The organism is Rhodococcus sp. ARC_M12 (assembly GCF_022810385.1).
In the GTDB taxonomy this organism is placed as follows: domain Bacteria; phylum Actinomycetota; class Actinomycetes; order Mycobacteriales; family Mycobacteriaceae; genus Rhodococcoides; species Rhodococcoides navarretei.
The window spans coordinates 206,652-226,211 of the sequence record NZ_JALGQI010000008.1 but is presented as its reverse complement, the minus strand read 5'-3'; the positions used below and the strand labels follow the sequence as shown (position 1 = coordinate 226,211).

Below are 19,560 nucleotides of genomic sequence, written 5' to 3'. Positions count from 1 at the left end.
CTAAGCTCGCGTCATGGATCGTCCTGCGGTAATTCTCGAGAACGATGTGACCGTGTACGACTTCTACCTGCGTCACCGGCAGAATCGTCAGGTCGCGAGGTTGGCGTATGCCGCCCTTGCCCGACGCTTCCGTCCGCGGGTGTCGTATCCCGACGGTGCCCGTGAGGAGCTGCGTCGTCTCGTGTACGACGACACGCGTCTGCTCATCGCGGTCAATCATCTGACCGAGAGCGATCCGTACACGCTCGCAGCGGCGGCGTGGTCGTCGCCGCTGCGTCCGGTCATCGGCCGCACCCGGGTCTTGGCCAAGGACGAGCTGTTCCAGGAACCCAAGCAGCGCAGGCGAATCGACATGATGGGTGGCATTCCTGTCTTCCGCGGCAAGAATCATGGAATGCGTGCGGTCAGCGCTGCGGGCAACCGCATGATGGATGTCAGCGCCGAGCGCATGAAGCGGGGCGACGACCTCGCGGTGTTTCCCGAGGGCACCTGCAACCTCGAAGATCCGACGACGGTGCAGCACGTCGGCAGCGGTATCGGCCACATCGCGATGCGGGCGCGCAAGCTGGGCGTGGAACCGGTGCTCATCTGCATCGGTATGAGCTACGGCCCCGGTGTGCCGAGCGTGAAGCAGGCGAGCGTCTACATCGACACTCCCATCACCGAACTGCCCGAGAAGCCGATCGATATCACCCGAGTGGTGGCAGAGGGAATGCAGAAGGCACTCGACGGAGCGGTGGCGGCGTACTAGCCTGAGTTCCGTACTCGCACGCCGGCGCGGGTCCGGCGGTAGAGTGCCCGACTGTGTCAGGAAGAATCGCAGTGACGTCGCTGTCTCATGCGGCACCGTTTCGGCACGTGGCGCATGCGGGCGGTCAGTACGTACTCGCCCACGCCCGTGCCCTCGCCTCGGCCGTCGACACCGTCTACTTCGTACCCGAGAGTGCCGACAACGCAGCGGCACAAGCCGATACATGGTCCGACAGTGTCTCCGTCGAATTGGTGTCGACGCGACTCGGACGCATCGAGGGACTCGTGCAGCGGGCACTGTTCCTCCTCGACCCGTATCGCTGGAATGCCGGCTACACCCGAGCCGCTGTGCGAAATCCGGATCTGGTGGCTTCCATACGTCGATCGGACATCGTGGAAGTGCAGTGGGTGGAGTATTTTCGGCTCGTCGGGTTCGTTCGCCGGGTTGCACCGAACGTGCGCGTCATCGGCGTCGTACACGACGTGGTGTGCGAACGTATCCATCGGCACGCGATCAACTCCCCGAGCCGATTAGTCCGTTGGACCGCGGGGGTGGGGCGTGCGGTCAACAGATTCCGAGAACGTCGGCTGATTTCTGCGCTGGATACGGCAATAGTGTTGAGCGACAAGGATTCCGGGCTGTTGGCGGACCTGGGGGTCACCTGCCACGTCGAGGTGGTGCTGCCGGATCTCGAGGAGCCGGGGATGTCCGACGCAGTCGGCCCCAACAGCGTCGACGGCAAATCCGTCATCTTCGTCGGGGCGTTTCGCCGCCCGGAGAACGAAACCGCGGCAGTGCATCTCATCGAAGAAATTTGGCCCGCAGTCGTTGCTGCACATCCGGACGCGACCCTGCACCTCGTCGGGAGCAACCCTTCGACACGCATGCTCGCCGCCGCCGAGAACGAAGCGAGCGTGCATGTCACCGGATTCGTCGACTCCATCGAGCTCTTCTACCGCGGTGCGCGGTGTGCTGTCGTCCCGCTGCGCACCGGCGCCGGAGTCAAGTTCAAGACCCTGTCGGCGATGCTGTGGGGCGTACCGGTCGTGGCGACACCCGTCGGCACCGAAGGCATCGGCGAAGACAGCCTGTTTTACGCCGTCTCCGACACCGACGCCGGATTGACCGATGGCTTGGTGCATTGCCTGAACGACGACCAGGCAATGGTGGCGGCCGACCGAACACGCACCTGGGCAAGGGCGCGTTACACCTCCGAGCCATTCGAGGAGCGACTACGAGAGATTTACGGGCGGGACCTGTCGACACGGATTCGACCGGCTGCGACGGACGACAACGGTGCCCAGCGCAAGTGATGACCCAAGAGTCAGTCCTCATGAACGGTGGAAGTACATGCTCGCGAACGTCGGCGCAGCTCGGATATCGAGGGAACCCAGACGCCGCGCACGAACACGACGTAGCCGCGCTTGATCTTGCCGAGCGACCGCCGAAAGTACAGAACATCATGTCGGGCTATATGAATCGACATCCCCAATATGTATTTTCCCAGATTTCCTGCAGCAAGCGCTCGGGGAAATACCTCGAAACTTCGCTCGGTCAGTTTTCGTCGAGATCGAATGATCGCCAGTCGGTCATCGTCCACGCCCTCGTAGGAAGTAACGACCCGTTTGTGTGGAGTCCACGATCCGTCGGCTGCATCGTCGGCCAGACGCACCGAAAGCCCCACTCGTCGATGTCTGACGTTGCCCTCCTGTGTTACGGCGGCTTCTTCCGCCCCGAGCGGTTCCAGCAACAAGCGGCCGTCGCTGACACCGTCCTGTAGCAGTTCGGCAAGCTGCGGATCCCGGCAAACGACTACGTTGGTTCCACGCCAGTCATCTTTGAAGCGGGGCAACCACGCATCACCGAATGTGATGTCAGCCGTCTCGGCGAAGATATCGTCACAGAAATTGCAGGCATTCAGCTGAAACAATCCGTGACCCCAGTTGCCGCCGACCAGTGAATTAGTGGGGCGGCTGAGCTCTGTGCCTGTCGAGGAATCGATGGCACTGAAGTCGTAGTCGCTGGACTGGCGCCCTTCGCGTTTGACTCGGAAGTCGACACTGTCGATGCGGTCCGGCGCGACGCCGGTCTGCCAGGCAAGAGACTGTGCGAAGAAGGACGACTTCAAATGACCGCAAACCAAGCCGATGAAATACTTGACCTGGCTTGCCAGAACCTTGTCGGAGGCACACAGGTGACGCATCGCAGTCACGAAGCAAGGAACACCGACAAATGCGTATCGCAATCCATCGCCACGTATCCGGTTCACAACTTCGGTGACCGTGGTCGAGTAATACATCGATTTCCGGTTGGTCTCGAGTCCCTCCATGTCCCAGGATGCCATGTACTCGAACAGGGGTTCTGTAGCCGACCCGACGTGAATTACACCATCTACCAGGCCCTTGTCCAGCAACTCGCCCGCCAACCAGCTGGTCATCCCTCCGGAACTGCTCCCCAGGATTCTTTGGTCGGACGTGACCCTGCCGACCTGAATCGATATGTACCTGCCCACAACCGGGTCTTCGGATGGAGTGGATGTGAACAATCGGTCCGCTACCGCAGTTTCATCCGGCGTCTCGTCTGCAAAGGGGCACACGCTCGAGCCCATCGCCACCGTCGATTCGGGGAGATTGTCCAATTGCGCGCTGTAGTAACCGTTTTCGTTCAACGCGACGTCGATGTCTCCTCCGGTCGCGACGCTACACACACCGCACCCGACGCAGACGTCGTTTTCGACGACCATTCTGATCGATGGCAAGCCCAGGGCGACAGTGGCACGAGGTGTCGGCGCAGCGAGGTCGCCCGCCTGCCCATCATTGTCAGGGAGCATTCCTATTCCTTCGACTCGGAGCCGGCAGTACGCGGATCAACTGGACGTTCGACACTCACTGCACCTACGACACTTCCGCGAGCCCGTCGAAGTTCCTCTCGGCCAGCGCAAGTACGGAAGGAAGCTTGTCGCCCAGTACGGATCGCGTTTCGGCGAGGTCGAGCTCGGACAACAGACTTACCACTCGGCTGCCGAAACCGGGATTCGGCTCGACGCACAGGGCCGGTAGTTCGAACATTTCGTACAGACCCTCTACCTTCCCCTGCGTTCCTAGGGTGATTGCGGGTGTACCTTGCGACATCGCCAGTATGGCCAGATGCATCCTGCCGGTGATCACGATGTCGGCCTCCATCGTCAGTCCGCGAATGTCGGATGGACGAGATCCGTGGGAAACGAGTGTGATTCGCATACCAGTCGACGGCATCCGGGCCCGTAGAACTTCTTGCTCGAGCAGCTCGAGGGCCGCGAGATCGTCGTCCCCGCGTCTGAGTACGTGGGGCAGCAGCACGATGGAGAAGTCCTTCTGGAGTAGATGCGTCAGTATCTCGAGATACTCGGGAATCTGGTTCATTCTCCTCGCCAATAGCCCGCTGACGTTCACGATCGCTATTCGATGTCCGCGTTGCCGCTGTGCAACTATCCAGCTGTGCTGCTCGCCGGCCGTGGTCACCGTTCGATCCGTGAACACGACGTCTGCGGCCTGTACTACGGAGTCGATGCCGTCTGCGGTCAGCCGACGGAGCGAGGCAGGGTCGCGGGGGTACAGCGACGCTCCCGCTCGAGCCGCCCTCATGAGGGAGTTGAGTGCTGTCGGATTCGCAATCTCGGACCAGCTGAAGCCGTACAAAGTGGTTGGCACGCCGGCATTCGCCGCCATGACCATGGTGCTCGAGCGGGCCACGGATAGCGCGACATCGTACAGCCCGTCCATGACATCGGCACCGATCACGGAATAGCTGGTCGCATTCTTCAGGAGTGCAGCGAAACGTAGTGAGTCACGGAACCTGTAAAGTGCGTACCCATTTGCCAATATGGGTAGTGGCACAAATTCTGTCTCGGAAAATTGGCCCGTTCTCTCGTAATCGTTCGACTGTTCGACGATTACTTTCGTCGGTCCGATCGTTCGGGCCAGGACTGCCTCCAGCATGGCCCGGTCGCCGATGTTTCCTTTTCCGGACGACGCGAGTACCAAATGGCATTGTGCGTCGTCGCGGTGTTGCTTCGTGAACCTGGTGACAAACGCGGCTGCCGAGTCGACAGCCGAGATGAGGGAGATACCCATCGCGGACCGTTGGAACGCGTACAACCTACTGATCAACTGGACGTTCGTGCGCTCCCTGAGTCGATCAAGCACCTCGCCCTCTCAAGTCTCGCGCCGAGCCGGGTGAGATGAGATCGTGCGGTGCGACGTATTGCGCGTGCGGACGGGTAGAGCGGAACATTGGCTGGGTCCTCGTATCTTGTCGCTGGTAACACGAATGCTGGACATTCGTCCGATGCGTATTCGAGTGGCGGTTGCACACCCTGCGACCGGTGGTGCGCTTACCAGCTGCGGGAACAGATTCGTGGGCGATGCGGCGTACACGCGCACAGTGCGTCGAGCAAACGTCCAACCTCCTCGGAGAATAGTGCTCCTGACGGGTAGCGGCCCGTACACCATCTCATACGTGCCAGGCGGTACGGCGCTGTCTTCAGCGAACCACACTTGCGTGGAGCGACTAGGTAGCGTCGACGTGTAGATGGAGCGGCCTGGTAGAAACAGGTGACCGTTCGTAAAGGCCGATTTCGTAGGAGAAATTCGTGAGTGATCAGATCAAGACCGCCGTAGTGACCGGTAGTGCCCGCGGTATCGGTGCTGCTGTGGCGAAACGCCTGGCCAAGGACGGTTTCGGCGTTGCTGTCGTGGACCTCGACGAGGCCGCATGCAGCGATACCGTCGGCGCAATTCAGGCCGCAGGTGGGCAGGCAGTGGCCATCGGTGCCAATGTCGCCGATGAAGAATCGGTCCAGACTGCAGTCGATCGCATCGCGAGCGAGTTCGGTGCGCCCACCGTACTGATCAACAACGCCGGCATCACTCGCGACAACCTGCTGTTCAAGATGACGGTGCAGGACTGGGATTCCGTTCTCGGCGTCCACCTGCGCGGATCGTTCCTGATGACCCGCGCGGTCCAGAAGCACATGATCGACGCCAAGTGGGGTCGCATCGTCAACCTGTCGAGCACCTCGGCCCTCGGCAACCGCGGCCAGGCCAACTACTCCGCCGCCAAGGCCGGTATGCAGGGATTCACCAAGACCCTCGCCATCGAGCTCGGCAAGTTCGGCGTCACCGCGAACGCCATTGCCCCCGGGTTCATCGAGACGGAGATGACGGCGGCCACCGCCGAACGTGTCGGGATGCCGTTCGAGGACTTCAAAGCTGCTGCGGCGTCGCAGATTCCGGTCAATCGCGTCGGACACCCGGATGACATCGCGCACCTGGCGTCGTTCTTCGTCAGCGAGGGTGCCGGCTTCATCTCGGGTCAGGTCGTCTACGCCGCTGGTGGGCCGAAGGACTGACCTCTCGCGAATGCGTGAATGGACCATTCACCGGCCCAGACGGGGGTGAATGGTCCATTCACCCAACACGGGTGACGCCTACGGCGTCGGCATGCCGCCGTTGACGTTCAATGTGTCGCCGGTGACGTAACCCGATTCGGCCGACGACAGGTAGACGTAAGCGCCGGCGATTTCGGCGGGCTGCCCGGCGCGTCCGAGCGGTGTTTCCTTGCCGAATTCCGGCAGTGCCGATGTCGGCTGTCCGCCTGCTGCCTGCAGTGGCGTCCAGAACGGTCCCGGTGCAACGACATTGACGCGAATACCCTTGGGTGCCAGCTGCTGCGCGAGGGCCTTGCTGATGGTGTTGATCGCCATCTTCGTCGTCGCGTAGTCCACCAGACCGGGCGAGGGTGTGTATGCCTGGATGGAGCTGGTGTTCACGATCGTCGAACCGGCGGGCATGTGCGGCACCGCTTCCTGAATGATCCAGAACAGTGCGTAGACGTTGGTTTTGAACGTCTGATCGAATTGCTCGGACGTCAGATCGGCCAGGTCTTCGACGAATTGCTGTTTACCGGCCACGTTGATCAGCAGGTCCAAGCCACCGAGTTCGTCGACGGCGGTGCGCACGATGCCGCGCGCGGCCTGCTCGTCGGTGAGATCTGCCGGTGCCAGGACTGCGGTGCGTCCGGCGTCGCGTACCAGCTGAGCAACTTCCTGAGCGTCTTTTTCCTCCGACGGAAGGTAGTTGAGTACTACGTCGGCACCCTCGCGGGCGATGGCAATCGCTGCTGCGCGACCGATTCCGGAGTCCGCTCCGGTGACGAGCGCCTTGCGGCCGGTCAGGCGACCGGATCCGCGATAGGTGTTCTCACCGTGATCGGCGAGCGGCTGCAGGTCTGCTGCCAGGCCGGGCGGATCCTGGTGCTGCTCCGGGAAGCCGTCCTGGCGGTACTGCGTGACGGGGTTGGTGAAGGTGTACTGATCGCTCACTGTCGAATCGTCTCCGAATGCGGTGAAATGCGTGAAGAACCTCTGCTTGATTCCGTGTATTCAGCGCATGCCCCGATCCGGCCGGCCACAAACTGTGACCGACCGGACGGGCTACTGCCACCGCAGAGAAGTGCATAGTCAGGGCAGAATCGCGTCGACGTAACCGCCGTCGACGCGCAGTGCGCCGCCGGTGGTCGCCGAGGCCTGCTCCGAGCTCAGGTACACGATCATGTTGCCGATTTCCTTCGGCTCGATCAGGCGCCCGATGAGCGATTGTGGCCGGTGTTCCTTCATGAACTTCGCCTGAGCCTCGTCCCAGGGCAGTTCGTCACCGACCAGCTCGGCGACGAACTTCTCCACCCCCTCGGTGTGGGTGGGGCCGACGATCACAGAATTGACCGTAACACCAGTGCCTGCAGCAGCTTTCGCGAATCCGCGGGTCACCGCGAGCAGCGCGGTCTTCGTCATTCCGTAGTGGATCATCTCTTCGGGAATCACGACAGCGGAATCGCTGCAGATATTCTGGATTCGGCCCCAGCCCGCTTCGGTCATCGCCGGCAGATACGTCCGGATCAGCCGGATCGCGGACAGGACGTTCACCTCGAAATAGCGTCGCCATTCGTCGTCGTCGATGTCGAGGGCGGCTTTGGCTCCGAAGATGCCGAGATTGTTGACCAGAATGTCGACCACCGGGACCGTGGCGAGCAGCGTCTCGACCCCTTCGGCCGTCGCGAGATCCGCCGCCACGACGATCACTCGTGCGCCGGGTACTTCGGTGAGCAGTTGTTCCTCGGCCGAATCCAGCGCGGATGCGCTCCGACCGTTGAGTACGACGCGCGCACCGGCACGGGCCAATTCTGTGGCGATGGCCAATCCGATGCCCTGACTGGAGCCGGAGATCAATGCCGTCCGGCCGTCGAGATCGATGTTCATGAAGCCTCCCAGTGTTGTGGAACGACTCCAGTGTGCGCCTTTCGAAGACGTGAATGGTCCATTCACCGGCCCTGACGGGGGTGAATGGACCATTCACGCGGACTCCGGGGGGACTACTACGAATACGAGTAGAAACCCTTACCAGTTTTGCGACCCAGCATTCCCGCGTCCACCATGCGTTGCAGCAGCGGCGGCGGGGCGTAGTGCGGTTCGCGGAACTCTGCGTAGAGGGACTCCGCCACCGCGAGGGTGACGTCGAGGCCGACGGTGTCGGTCAGACGCAACGGACCCATGGGATGCGCGCAGCCGTTGACCATGCCCTCGTCGATGTCCTCCGCGCTGGCGAAGCCGGACTCGAGCATGCGGATGGCCGAGACCATGTACGGGATGAGCAAGGCATTGACGATGAATCCGGCGCGATCGCCGGCGCGGATCGTCTTCTTGCCCAGCGTGTTTCCGGCGTAGTCCGTCACCGCTGCAACGGTTTCTTCGCTGGTGAGCAGGCTGACGACGATCTCCACCAACGGCAGCACCGGCACCGGGTTGAAGAAGTGCACTCCGACGACCTTGTCGGGACGCTTCGTCGCGTTGGCCATTTTGATGACGGGAATCGACGAGGTGTTGGTCGCCAAAATTCCCTCGGGCTTGACGATGGAATCGAGCTTGGCGAACAGATCCAGCTTCAGTGATTCGATCTCCGGCGCCGCCTCCACAACCAGGTCGCGGTCTGCGAAGTCGTTGATGTCGAGCGTCAACGTGATTGCCGCCCTGGACTTCTCGGCCGCGTCGGCTTCGATGCGGCCGGACTTGACGGCGCGGGCGAACGACTTGTCGAGGCGTGCCTCTGCAGCATCGGCTGTCGCCTGGCTCGTCTCGAGGATCAGCACCGAACTACCGGAGCGAGCACACATCTCGGCGATGCCTGCGCCCATGGTGCCACCGCCGATGACGCCTACGAGTTCGATCGTGCTCATTTGAGCAACGCCCGCGACATGACAACACGCTGAATCTGGTTGGTGCCTTCATAGATCTGGGTGATCTTGGCGTCGCGCATCATGCGCTCGACCGGGAAGTCGGTGGTGTAGCCGGCACCGCCGAAGAGCTGCACGGCGTCGGTGGTGACCTCCATGGCCACGTCGGAGGCGAAGCACTTCGCTGCCGCGGAGATGAACCCGAGGTTCTTCTCGCCGCGCTCGGCGCGGGCTGCGGAGCTGTAGACCATCAGACGTGCGGCTTCGACCTTCATCGCCATGTCGGCGAGCATGAACTGCACTGCCTGGAAGCTCGAGATCGCGTTGCCGAACTGCTTGCGGTCCTTGGTGTATGCGATGGCCGCGTCGAGGGCACCCTGTGCCAGACCGACGGCCTGTGCGCCGATGGTGGGGCGGGTGTGGTCGAGCGTTTCCAGCGCAGTCTTGAAGCCGGTGCCGGGATCGCCGATGATGCGATCGCCGGGGATCTTGCAGTTCTCGAAGTACAGCTCGGTGGTGGGCGAGCCCTTGATGCCGAGCTTCTTCTCCTTCGGGCCGATGCTGAAGCCCTCGTCGTCGATGTGCACGATGAACGAGCTGATGCCGTTGGCGCCCTTGTCGGGATCGGTCACGGCCATGACGGTGTACCACTCGGACTTGCCGCCGTTGGTGATCCAACACTTGGCACCGTTGAGGATCCAGTCGTCACCGTCCGCCTTGGCGCGGGTTCGCATGGCGGCGGCGTCGGACCCTGCTTCGCGCTCGGACAGGGCGTACGAGGCCATTGCACCGCCGGCGAGGGAGGGCAGAACCTGCTTCTTGAGCTCCTCGGAGCCCTTGAGGATCAGGCCCATCGTGCCGAGCTTGTTGACGGCGGGGATCAGCGAGGACGAGCCGCACACCCGGGCGACCTCTTCGATGACGATGCAGGCTGCAACCGAATCGGCACCCTGTCCGTCGTATTCCTCGGGAACGTGGATGGCGTTGAAGCCGGAGGCGTTGAGTGCCTTCAATGCCTCTTCCGGGAAGCGGGAGTCCTCGTCCACCTCTTTGGCGTACGGAGCGATCTCCTTCTCCGAGAGCGCCCGAATGGCCGCGCGCAGTTCGTCGTGCTCTTCGGGTGATTGATACAGATCGAAGTCGGGATTTCCGGCCATGTCGGCCACGCTCCTCGGTATGTCGGGGTAGCACTGCCCACGTAGGGCACTCAGTGCCAAGGATTGCCCCAGTGTACGTCCGTATTCGGACCGATTCAAGACCGGGTCTCGTGCAGGCGGCACTCAGTGCCAAGCTCTCAGTCGTGTGTGTGGTCGGCCAATGCGTCGACGACCTTGCTGACGGACGTGCCGCGCGGGAACGACGCAACGACGATCTCACCGAGGAACTGGGCTCGGACCTGGGAGAGGGCCGATCGCAGATCGGCGACGGACGTCGGCATGCCGTCGCGAATCATGCGTCGCAGGATGTAGTTGTGCGTCGCGGTCACCGATGCGGAGAACTGCAGTATTTCCAGGTGCGAATGGTCGGGCAGTGCGTTTTGCAAGTACTCGACGAACAGTCGGTCGTACCGGAAGACGGTGACGATTTCTCGGTCGCGCAAGGCCGGGATTCGGTGCACCACCTGGTAGCGCAAGCGTGACATCTCCATCCAGTCCGAGAAGCGCTCGTAGACCAACTGCGCAGCGTCGCACACTGCCTGCCACGGGTCGCCCTCGTTGGAATCGAGGAACGCGCCGGCTTGCTCGAGCAGTATTTCGTGATCGGCGAAGATGACGTCTTCCTTGGCGCGGAACTGCCGAAAGAATGTCCGACGCGAGATTCCGGCGGCGACTGCGATGTCGTCCACCGTCGTCGCCTCGTAGCCCTTGACGGAGAACAGGTCGAGTGCGGCCGTGGCCACGGTGAGCCTGAAGTCGGTGGATTCTTCGGGGTCTCCGCGCATGAGAGTGAAGGTAGCCGAGTTTCGGGAAGGACAGGGAGGTCGTCCCTTCCGGCGATTGATTGCTAGTGTTCGCAAGTAGCCTGCTGAGCGGTGGTGGGTGCCACGGAAGGACGTCATGGCCACGGATTCGAGTCGGCCGCTCTACAGAATGAAGGCCGACTTCTTCAAGACATTGGCTCACCCCGCTCGTATTCGCGTGCTGGAGTTGTTGAGCGAGCGCGAGCATGCCGTGTCCGAGATGCTCCCCGAGATCGGTATCGAGCCGGCGAATCTGTCGCAGCAGTTGTCCATCCTGCGACGCGCGGGCCTCATCGAGGGAACTCGCGACGGTTTGTCGGTCTCTTACACATTGACGTCGCCGAAGGTGGCCGACCTGTTGCTCGTCGCGCGGGAAATTCTCACGGGAGTGGTGGCCAACCAGGCCGAGCTGTTGGAAGGCGAATCCGGAGCGCGCAGCTGATCCTCCGATACAGAGGACTTTGGTCCATTGCTCCACTGATTCACTGATTGCTAAACTTAGCAATCAGTTGAATCAGCGATCGAGCAGTCCGAAAGAGCAGCGCATGGCCGAACCTGCGAACCCGACACGTACCAGCGAGACACTCACGGCACTGTCCGCACTCCTGCCCAGGTGGAGCGAGTGGAAGCCCGCCTTCCGCGCGCCCGGTGCAGATCTGTTGTCCGGCCTGATCGTGGCCCTGGTCGCGTTGCCTCTGGCGCTCGGCTTCGGCGTCAGCACCGGGCTGGGTGCGGCGGCGGGACTGACCACCGCGATCATCGCGGGAGTCGTCGCCGCGATATTCGGTGGATCACGGTTCCAGGTGTCGGGTCCCACCGGTGCCATGACGGTGGTGCTGGTCCCGATCGTTGCCGAATACGGGCCGACGGGAGTGCTCGCGGTCGGGTTGATGGCCGGGGTCATCCTGCTGGCGCTCGCGGTAGCAGGCATCGGTAGGGCCGTGCGATACATGCCGGCACCCGTCATCGAAGGATTCACGGCAGGTATCGCCGTCGTCATTGCGCTGCAACAGTTTCCGGCAGCTTTGGGCATCACCGACGCCGAGGGGGAGAAGGTGTGGCAATCCGCGTTCGACGCGGTGCGCTCGTTCGTCTCGCACGCCAGTGTCCTGACTCCCGCTGTCGCAGTCGCAGTCGCGGTTCTCATGCTCGTCGGCGGCCGCCTGGCACCGAAGGTTCCGTTCTCCCTGGTCGCTGTTGTTGCAGCGACGGTGGCTGCCCAACTGTTCGATTTCGACATCGCCCGCATCGGCACGATTCCGTCGTCGCTGTCCGCCCCGAGCCTGAGCTTCTTCCACCTCGGCGACGTGACCGCGCTGGTGGCACCGGCGTTCGCCGTCGCTGCGCTGGCCGCCCTGGAATCGTTGCTGTCCGCGACCGCGGCGGACTCGATGGGCGTCGGCGCGCGGCACAACCCCGACCGGGAGTTGTTCGGGCAGGGACTGGCGAACATCGCAGCTCCCTTGTTCGGCGGGATCCCCGCCACCGGTGCCATCGCCCGCACTGCCGTCAACGTTCGATCAGGGGCGCGGACCAGGCTCGCGGCGCTCACCCATGCCGTGATCCTCGCGGCGATCATGTACTCGGCCGCCGGGCTGGTGGCCGATATCCCACTCGCCGCCCTCGCCGGAGTCCTATTGGCGACCACGGTGCGCATGGTCGAAACCGCGTCGATTCGAGCGATCACTCGTGCAGGCCGCGGCGACGCCGTGGTGATGGTGGCGACCTTCCTCGTCACGGTCGTCTTCGATCTGGTGACGGCGGTGGCAGTCGGCGTCGGGTTCGCTGCGGTGCTGGCACTGCGGGCTGTTGCGCGATCGGCCAGGGTCGAGCAGGTTCCTCTGGACGCACTCGACGCGGTGTCGACGGAAGAAGAAAGCTTGCTGCGCGAACACATCGTCGCCTACCGAATCGACGGAGCGTTGTTCTTCGGAGCCGCGCACAGCTTTCTCCTCGAACTCGCCGACGTCTCGGACGTGAAAGTGGTCATTCTGCGCATGTCCCGAGTCACCACGATCGATGCGACCGGGGCGAGCGTGCTCAAGGACACGATCACCGAACTCGAACACCGCCGCATCACCGTCCTCATCTCCGCAGCGAAACCTGAACACCTGCGTCCGCTCGAGGCTCTGGGCGTGTTCACCACCAAGGACGACGATGCGCGACGCGTCTTCGACACCACGCCGCAGGCCATCGCATACGCGCGCACGCTGGTGACCGAGGCGACCACACACCGCGGGTAGGGTCGTAGGTCACACTTGCGTAGGAAAGGACCAGCTCATCGTGGCTCTCGTTGCCGGAATCGACTCTTCCACTCAATCGTGCAAAGTCTTCGTTCGTGACGCCGAATCGGGAGAGCTGGTGCGCCAGGGGCGAGCTGCTCATCCCGACGGCACCGAGATCGATCCGCAGCGCTGGAAGGATGCGCTCGACGAGGCGGTGTCGGCAGCAGGCGGACTCGACGACGTGGACGCGGTGTCGGTCGGTGCGCAGCAGCACGGCATGGTCTGCCTCGACGACGCCGGTGCTGTGGTGCGCAAGGCGTTGCTGTGGAACGACACTCGATCGGCGCAGGCCGCAACGGATCTGGTTGCCGAGTTGGGTGAGCAGACCGGCGTCGACGGCGGACAGGCCTGGGCCGACGCCGTCGGTGTGGTTCCGTTGGCGTCGATCACCGTCGCCAAATTGCGGTGGCTTGCCGACCACGAGCCCGACAACGCCGATCGCACTGCGGCCGTGTGTCTTCCGCATGATTGGCTGAGCTGGCAGCTCGGCGGCGCAGCCGGACTGGACGCCCTGGCCACCGATCGAGGGGACGCCAGCGGCACCGGGTACTTCTCCGCCGCCTCGAACGAGTACCGAACCGACTTGTTGCAGTTGGGCTTTCGGGGGCGCAACCCGCAGCTGCCCCGAGTTGCTGCGCCGAGCGAGGCGATCGGCCGCACATCGGGCGGTGCGCTGATCGGGCCGGGAACCGGAGACAATGCCGCGGCGGCGCTCGCCCTCGATGCTCAGCCCGGTGATGTGGTCGTCTCGATCGGTACATCCGGTGTCGTCTCGGCCGTGACCTCGGTTGCCGCAGCGGACGGTTCGGGCCTGGTCGCCGGATTCGCCGACGCCACCGGCCGTCAACTGCCGCTGGTGTGCACGCTCAACGCTGCTCGCGTGCTCGATGCCACGGCGCGTCTGCTGGGCGTCGACCATGACGAACTGTCCCGGTTGGCGCTGTCGACGGCAAGCGAGGGCCTGGTGTTGGTGCCGTACTTCGAAGGCGAGCGCACGCCCAATCTGCCGGACGCCTCCGCGTCCGTTCACGGCCTGCGACTGAACAATTCGACGCCCGGCCACCTGGCACGCGCGGCAATCGAGGGGTTGCTGTGCGGCTTGGCCGACGGTATCGACCACCTGCGCGCGCAGGGTGTGGAGACGAAGCGGGTGCTGCTGATCGGCGGTGGCGCGAAATCGGCAGCTCTGCGTGAGCTGGCACCGGCGATCCTGGGTGCGCCGGTGATCGTGCCGGAGCCCGGTGAGTACGTGGCCGACGGCGCAGCGCGCCAGGCGGCGTGGACACTGGCCGGGACCAGCGAGCCGCCGACCTGGGCGCAGGCACCGTCGCGGATATACGAGGCCGACCCCACCCCGGCGGTGCGAGAGCGCTACGCGCATGTGAGCGGAAGTTCGTAGTGGGCTACGAAGTTTCGTGCACATGCGGCGCAGCCGCTCTCACGCACTAGGGAATCAGGCGCGCTTCTTGGTAACGCTGGATCACCGAGGCGATGGCATCCGGGGTGGATCGGAAGCCCAGGAACCCGGCTTTCTTCGACTTGTTCATGTCGGTCAGGCATTCCATGTCGCGGCCGAGGTCGCCGTCGGTGTGCCACCACGACGCCAGCCGGGAGACGTCGCTCTCCACCAGATCGTGCTTCTCGGCGATGCGCTTCCACGCGGCGGCCGCGTCGGACATGCGCGGTTCGAGTGGACGCGGTTCGGTGTCGAAACCCTCGGGCTCGACGCCGAAGTGCGCGGCGAACTGTGGCCACAGCCAGCGCCAGCGGAAGACGTCACCGTTGGCGATGTTGAAGGCCTCGTTGTGCGCGTTGTCGTCGGTTGCGGCCCAGACCATCTGCTCGGCGAGCAGGTCGGCGTCGGTGAGGTCGGTGAGCCCGTTCCACTGTGTTTCGGAGCCGGGGAAGACGAACTTCTCGCCGAGTTCCTTGCAGATCGATGCGTAGACGGACAGCGTCAGCATCATGTTCATCGCGTTGCCGACGGCGAATCCCGAGACGGTGTGGGCGCGGTGCACGCTCCAGCCGAATCCGAACTTCTCGGCACCGGCGAACAGTTCGTCTTCCTGCGCGTAGTAGAAGTTCGGTGCGTCGAGCCGCGGTTCGGTCTCGTGGAACGGCGTCTCGGCCATCACGGCCTCACCGTAGGCATCGAACGGTCCCAGGTAGTGCTTCAGGCCGGTCATCAGCGCGACGTGCTTCACCGAATCGAGGGGTCCGAGAACGTCGAGAACATTGCGTAGGGTCGCCGAGTTGACCTCGATGTTCTCCTTCTCGGAGTCCTTCTTCATCCAGGCGGTGAAGAACACGACCTCGGGACGGACGTCGGCCAGGGCGTCCCGCAAGGACTCCGGGTCGAGCAGATCCGCAGCCACCGGCACGACGCCGTCGACGGGGGTACTTCCGCTGCGGCTCAGTCCGTAGGTGGTCCAGCCGGCATCGAGTGCGGCGCGGCACAGGGCCTGCCCGGAAATACCGGTGGCACCGACGATCAGCGCGCGTGTGGTGTTCGTAGTCATTCGTGCGGACTACCCACTGGGGCCGACTCGACACGTGACGCGTCGCGTCTCACAACAGGGCGAGTACCTGTTGGCCGACGAGCACGAGCGCGCCGACGGCGGAGACGGTGATCGCGACGATGCGCAGGCGTCGACGGTCGAGAACACGATTGACCACCCGCGAAAGCAGGAAACCGAGAATCGTCGCCGGGGCCAGGAACACGAACAGCGTGGCCGTATGGGCATTTACAGCGCCGGCCACCGCCAGTACCGCCAGCGAGATCAGCGAGCCGACGAGGAAGAAGCAGCTCATGGTGCTGCGTAGTTCGGCCCCGGTGTTGCGTTGCCACACCAGGGCCATCGGTGGTCCGCCGATGGAGGTGGCCGTTCCCAGAATTCCCGACGCGGCCCCGGCCACCACCAGATTTCGTCGGTGCGGGAACGGGACCCAGCCGAAGGATGTCAGTGCGACGCCGCCCAACACCACAAGCGCGAGCAGTATGGCCAGTCCTCGCTCGGGCAGTAGGACGAGCAGAAGTGCACCCACCGCCGAACCGGGCAGGCGACCGGCGAGTGCCCACCCCGCTCCCGAGAGATCGAGGGCGGTGCGATCACGAACCAGAACGAGCACGCTGACGACAACGGCGAGCATGATCAGCGTCGCCGGGATGAGACCGGGGTCGACGATGGCCACGATCGGCGCTGCGAGCATGCCCATGCCGAATCCGATCGACGCCTGCATCGCCGACGCGAAGAAGATGGCCAGGGCGACGACGACGAAGCCGGTGACGCTCAGGTGTGTCGCCATCACGTCCCGGCAGCAACGAGGCCGAGATTGCCTGCGGCGAGGGGATAGTGGCATTCGGCGATGTGATCGGCCTCGTCGGCGTCGAGCGCCACCGGTGGCGCCTCACTGGCGCACAGTTCGGTCGCCTTCCAGCAACGGGTGCGGAATCGGCATCCCGACGGCGGATTCAGCGGCGACGGTACCTCGCCCTTCAGCAGGATCTTCGTCCCGCGGTTCGACGCGTCGAGTGTGGGTGCGGCCGACATCAACGCCGCGGTGTACGGATGGGACGGTCGCTCGAATACTGCTTCGGTGGCCCCGGATTCGACGATGCGGCCCAGGTACATCACCGCGACGCGGTCGGCGACGTGTCGGACCACCGACAGATCGTGCGAGATGAACACGTACGAGATGCCGAGTTGCTTCTGCAGGTCGTTGAGCAGGTTGAGTACCTGCGCCTGCACCGAGAGATCGAGGGCCGAGACGGGCTCGTCGCAGATGATCACGTCGGGGTTCAGGGCAAGAGCTCGCGCGATGCCGAGGCGTTGGCGTTGACCGCCGGAGAATTCCTGCGGGAATCGATTCTCGTCGCTCGGGCGTAGGCCCACCAGATGCAGCAGTTCGCGAACTCGTGCGGAACGATCGCGGCGAGTCTTGTACAGGCCCTTGTGGGTTCGCCACGGTTCGCCGATGATGTCACCTGCCGTCATTCGCGAGTTCAGTGAGCCGTACGGGTCCTGGAACACCATCTGTACTCGTCGACGCCACGCGAGGAGGTCCTTGCCGCGCAGCGCGAACGGATCGATGCCGTCGAAGGCGACGGTGCCCGAGTCGGGTCGTTCGAGCATCATCAGGGTGCGTGCGAGAGTGGACTTGCCGCAGCCGGATTCGCCCACGAGGCCGAGGGTCTCGCCACGTCGTAGATCGAGGTCGATGGCGTCGAGGGCCCGGAGTTTGCCGCGGCCCACGTCGAAGGTCTTGTTCAGGCCGCGCACGGTCAGCAGTTGCTCAGACATGGCTGGGTACCTCGTTCGGGAAGTGGCAGGCCGACATCCGGCCGGTGCCGACGGATTCGAGCGGCGGTCGAGTGCTGATGCAGATCTCGCGGGCGAGGGGGCAGCGGGCCTGATAGACGCACCCGTCGGGAATGGAATGCAGATCCGGTGGGGTGCCGCCGATCGACTTCAGATCCTCACCGCGGACGGCGTGAACGGGTACCGAGTCCAGCAAACCCTTGGTGTACGGGTGGCGCGGTTCGCCGAACACCTCGGACACCGGTCCGGTCTCGACGACGTTGCCCGCGTACATGATTGCCACTCGATCGGCCTCTTCGGCCACCAGAGCGAGGTCGTGGGTGATGAGTACGACGGCCATGTCGTGCTCGGTGCGCAATTCCTTGAGCAGCGCCATGATCTGCGCCTGCACGGTCACGTCGAGGGCGGTGGTCGGTTCGTCGGCCAGCAGTACCGACGGGCTCAGCGCTACGGCCATCGCGATCAGCAGGCGCTGACGCATACCACCGGAGAATTGGTGCGGGTAGGAGTCGGCGCGTGATTCGGGCTCGGGGATGCCCACGCGGGCCATCAGCGCGATGGCCTCCGCCCGTGCTTGCTTGCCGGACATACCTCGATGGATCCGAAACGGTTCGGCCAGTTGAGTTCCCACGGTGTAGACGGGATTGAGGGCGGTCAGTGCGTCCTGGAAGACGATGGCCAATTCGGTGGCCGCGACCGTGCGTCGTACCTTGGTCTTGGCCGTCACCAGGTCGATCTCGCCCAATTCGACCGAGCCACCGGTGATGTCCGCGATCGGCTCGAGCAACCCGACGATGGCCTGTGCCGTCATCGATTTACCGCAACCGGATTCGCCCAGCAGAGCCAGGGTTTCACCGCGACGGGCGGTGAAGGTGACGTTGTCGACGGCGCGGATGACGCCCGACGGCGTCCGCAGATCGACGGTCAGCCCGCGAACGTCGAGGGCGACGCTGCCGGTGTCGGTTCGGTGCGGTGTTGTTGCCGGTGCGCTCATGAGACGACCTTTCGTGCGGGGAGCAGGCGAGAGCGCTTGGAGCGGGGCACGTTGAGTCGCCAGCGCTGCGCGGGGTCGGTGGCGATGCGGGCCCAGGCGGCGAGCACGGTGGCCGAGACGGTCGTCAACACGATGGCCAGGCCGGGGAAGAACGAGAGCCACCAGGCGGTCTGCAGGTAGGTCCGGCCCTGCGAGACCATCAGGCCCCAGGAGACGTCCGGTGGCTGAATACCGATGCCCAGGAAGCTCAGTGACGATTCGGCGAGGATGACGAAGCAGAAGTCCAGGGTTGCGACGGTGAGCAGGGTAGGCAGCAGAATCGGGGCCACATGGCGTCGGATCACCGATCCGCTCTTGGCACCGAAGGTACGGGCGGCGTCCACGAACAACCGACTCTGCAGTTCTGCGGACTCGGCGCGAGCGGTACGCAGGTAGATCGGGATACGCGTGACCGTCAGCACCAGCACGATGTTCGCAGCGCTGGGCGAGAAGACGTAGAGCACCACGACGGCCATCAGCAGGGATGGGAAACTGAGGATGACGTCGGCGACGCGCATCGCCGCGGTCTCGCGCCAGCCCCGATGGAAGCCGGCCCACATACCGATGAACGAGCCGATGATCGCGGAAAGGATCACGGCCGGAACGGCAACCGAGAGTGTGGTTCTGCTGGCCACGATCAACCGGGCGAGCATGCTGCGGCCCAGTGGATCGGTACCGAGAATGTTCATCCACCCGGTGTCGAGGGTGAACGGTGGCAGGTTCGAGCGGTCGAGATCCTGATCGGTCGCCGAGTCGCCGACCAGCATCGGCCCGAAGATCGCCGTGAGCAGGACCAGCACCAGGATCGCAGCGGCGACGGTGGCAACCCTGTCTCGCAACAGCAGCTTCCACAGCGGGGCCGATGCTTTGCGGGCTTCCACCGGAACCGAGGACGGAACATCCTCGGGCTCGGACGTTTTCGGTGCTTCGAAGTCGAGTGACATGTT

18 protein-coding genes are annotated in these 19,560 nt (G+C 63.8%); 6 read left to right on the top strand and 12 right to left on the bottom strand.

What is annotated here, in order from left to right; all coding sequences use genetic code 11:
• Positions 1 to 13: 13 nt before the first annotated feature.
• Both MTX35_RS12640 and MTX35_RS26005 read left to right on the top strand, forming a co-directional pair.
• Positions 14 to 751, top strand: a complete 738-nt coding sequence (locus MTX35_RS12640) for a 1-acyl-sn-glycerol-3-phosphate acyltransferase (RefSeq protein ID WP_243595287.1) — start codon at positions 14 to 16, stop codon at positions 749 to 751.
• 53 nt (positions 752 to 804) lie between these two features.
• A complete protein-coding gene (locus MTX35_RS26005; protein WP_243595286.1) occupies positions 805 to 2,064 on the top strand; it encodes a glycosyltransferase in 1,260 nt (419 codons plus the stop codon).
• A gap of 11 nt (positions 2,065 to 2,075) precedes the next feature.
• On the opposite strand, the gene MTX35_RS12630 is transcribed toward MTX35_RS26005, so the two are convergent.
• Positions 2,076 to 3,581 (bottom strand): Coenzyme F420 hydrogenase/dehydrogenase, beta subunit C-terminal domain, encoded by a 1,506-nt coding sequence (locus MTX35_RS12630; protein WP_243595285.1) that lies wholly within the window; start codon positions 3,579 to 3,581, stop codon positions 2,076 to 2,078.
• Between the two features lie 64 nt (positions 3,582 to 3,645).
• On the bottom strand, positions 3,646 to 4,863 hold the full coding sequence (locus tag MTX35_RS12625) for a polysaccharide pyruvyl transferase family protein (protein ID WP_279395882.1): 1,218 nt from the start codon (positions 4,861 to 4,863) through the stop codon (positions 3,646 to 3,648).
• Between the two features lie 518 nt (positions 4,864 to 5,381).
• On the opposite strand from MTX35_RS12625, the gene fabG reads away from it, so the two are divergent.
• On the top strand, positions 5,382 to 6,140 hold the full coding sequence (gene fabG / locus MTX35_RS12620; protein ID WP_045197391.1) for a 3-oxoacyl-ACP reductase FabG: 759 nt from the start codon (positions 5,382 to 5,384) through the stop codon (positions 6,138 to 6,140).
• Between the two features lie 78 nt (positions 6,141 to 6,218).
• Here the strand turns inward: fabG and MTX35_RS12615 are convergent, their stop codons facing one another.
• The 5 genes from MTX35_RS12615 to MTX35_RS12595 form a co-directional block, all read right to left on the bottom strand.
• Positions 6,219 to 7,112: an SDR family oxidoreductase gene (locus MTX35_RS12615; protein WP_243595284.1), complete on the bottom strand. Its 894-nt coding sequence runs from the start codon at positions 7,110 to 7,112 to the stop codon at positions 6,219 to 6,221.
• A gap of 138 nt (positions 7,113 to 7,250) precedes the next feature.
• Entirely contained in the window at positions 7,251 to 8,045 is a 795-nt protein-coding gene (locus tag MTX35_RS12610; protein ID WP_243595283.1) for an SDR family NAD(P)-dependent oxidoreductase, read from the bottom strand.
• A 116-nt stretch (positions 8,046 to 8,161) separates the two neighbouring features.
• Positions 8,162 to 9,010 (bottom strand): 3-hydroxybutyryl-CoA dehydrogenase, encoded by an 849-nt coding sequence (locus MTX35_RS12605; protein WP_308198126.1) that lies wholly within the window; start codon positions 9,008 to 9,010, stop codon positions 8,162 to 8,164.
• 5 nt (positions 9,011 to 9,015) lie between these two features.
• Complete coding sequence (locus MTX35_RS12600) at positions 9,016 to 10,182, bottom strand: acyl-CoA dehydrogenase (protein ID WP_121871344.1); 1,167 nt, start codon at positions 10,180 to 10,182, stop codon at positions 9,016 to 9,018.
• Between the two features lie 128 nt (positions 10,183 to 10,310).
• Complete coding sequence (locus MTX35_RS12595; RefSeq protein ID WP_243595281.1) at positions 10,311 to 10,958, bottom strand: TetR family transcriptional regulator; 648 nt, start codon at positions 10,956 to 10,958, stop codon at positions 10,311 to 10,313.
• A gap of 115 nt (positions 10,959 to 11,073) precedes the next feature.
• Here MTX35_RS12595 and MTX35_RS12590 point away from each other — a divergent pair, with 115 nt between their 5' ends.
• From MTX35_RS12590 to MTX35_RS12580, 3 genes are all read left to right on the top strand, one after another.
• Positions 11,074 to 11,418 carry a helix-turn-helix transcriptional regulator gene (locus MTX35_RS12590; RefSeq protein WP_243595280.1) on the top strand — a complete coding sequence of 115 codons (345 nt, stop codon included), beginning with the start codon at positions 11,074 to 11,076 and terminating at the stop codon, positions 11,416 to 11,418.
• A 103-nt stretch (positions 11,419 to 11,521) separates the two neighbouring features.
• On the top strand, positions 11,522 to 13,219 hold the full coding sequence (locus MTX35_RS12585) for a SulP family inorganic anion transporter (RefSeq protein ID WP_243595279.1): 1,698 nt from the start codon (positions 11,522 to 11,524) through the stop codon (positions 13,217 to 13,219).
• A 40-nt stretch (positions 13,220 to 13,259) separates the two neighbouring features.
• Positions 13,260 to 14,660, top strand: coding sequence for a xylulokinase (locus MTX35_RS12580; protein WP_243595278.1), 1,401 nt, complete (start codon positions 13,260 to 13,262; stop codon positions 14,658 to 14,660).
• Between the two features lie 46 nt (positions 14,661 to 14,706).
• On the opposite strand, the gene MTX35_RS12575 is transcribed toward MTX35_RS12580, so the two are convergent.
• From MTX35_RS12575 to MTX35_RS12555, 5 genes are read right to left on the bottom strand one after another with little or no spacing between them, the layout of a single operon-like run.
• On the bottom strand, positions 14,707 to 15,780 hold the full coding sequence (locus MTX35_RS12575) for an SDR family oxidoreductase (RefSeq protein ID WP_243595277.1): 1,074 nt from the start codon (positions 15,778 to 15,780) through the stop codon (positions 14,707 to 14,709).
• A 49-nt stretch (positions 15,781 to 15,829) separates the two neighbouring features.
• A complete protein-coding gene (locus MTX35_RS12570) occupies positions 15,830 to 16,567 on the bottom strand; it encodes a sulfite exporter TauE/SafE family protein (RefSeq protein WP_374230285.1) in 738 nt (245 codons plus the stop codon).
• The gene (locus MTX35_RS12565; RefSeq protein WP_243595276.1) at positions 16,567 to 17,562 is read right to left on the bottom strand and encodes an ABC transporter ATP-binding protein; all 996 of its coding nucleotides are present in this window, start codon (positions 17,560 to 17,562) and stop codon (positions 16,567 to 16,569) included. The genes MTX35_RS12570 and MTX35_RS12565 overlap by 1 nt, the downstream gene beginning before the upstream one ends.
• Positions 17,555 to 18,574 carry an ABC transporter ATP-binding protein gene (locus tag MTX35_RS12560; RefSeq protein ID WP_243595275.1) on the bottom strand — a complete coding sequence of 340 codons (1,020 nt, stop codon included), beginning with the start codon at positions 18,572 to 18,574 and terminating at the stop codon, positions 17,555 to 17,557. Before MTX35_RS12560 ends, MTX35_RS12565 begins: the two co-directional genes overlap by 8 nt.
• Positions 18,571 to 19,557 (bottom strand): ABC transporter permease, encoded by a 987-nt coding sequence (locus MTX35_RS12555; RefSeq protein WP_243595274.1) that lies wholly within the window; start codon positions 19,555 to 19,557, stop codon positions 18,571 to 18,573. Before MTX35_RS12555 ends, MTX35_RS12560 begins: the two co-directional genes overlap by 4 nt.
• Positions 19,558 to 19,560 lie beyond the last annotated feature (3 nt).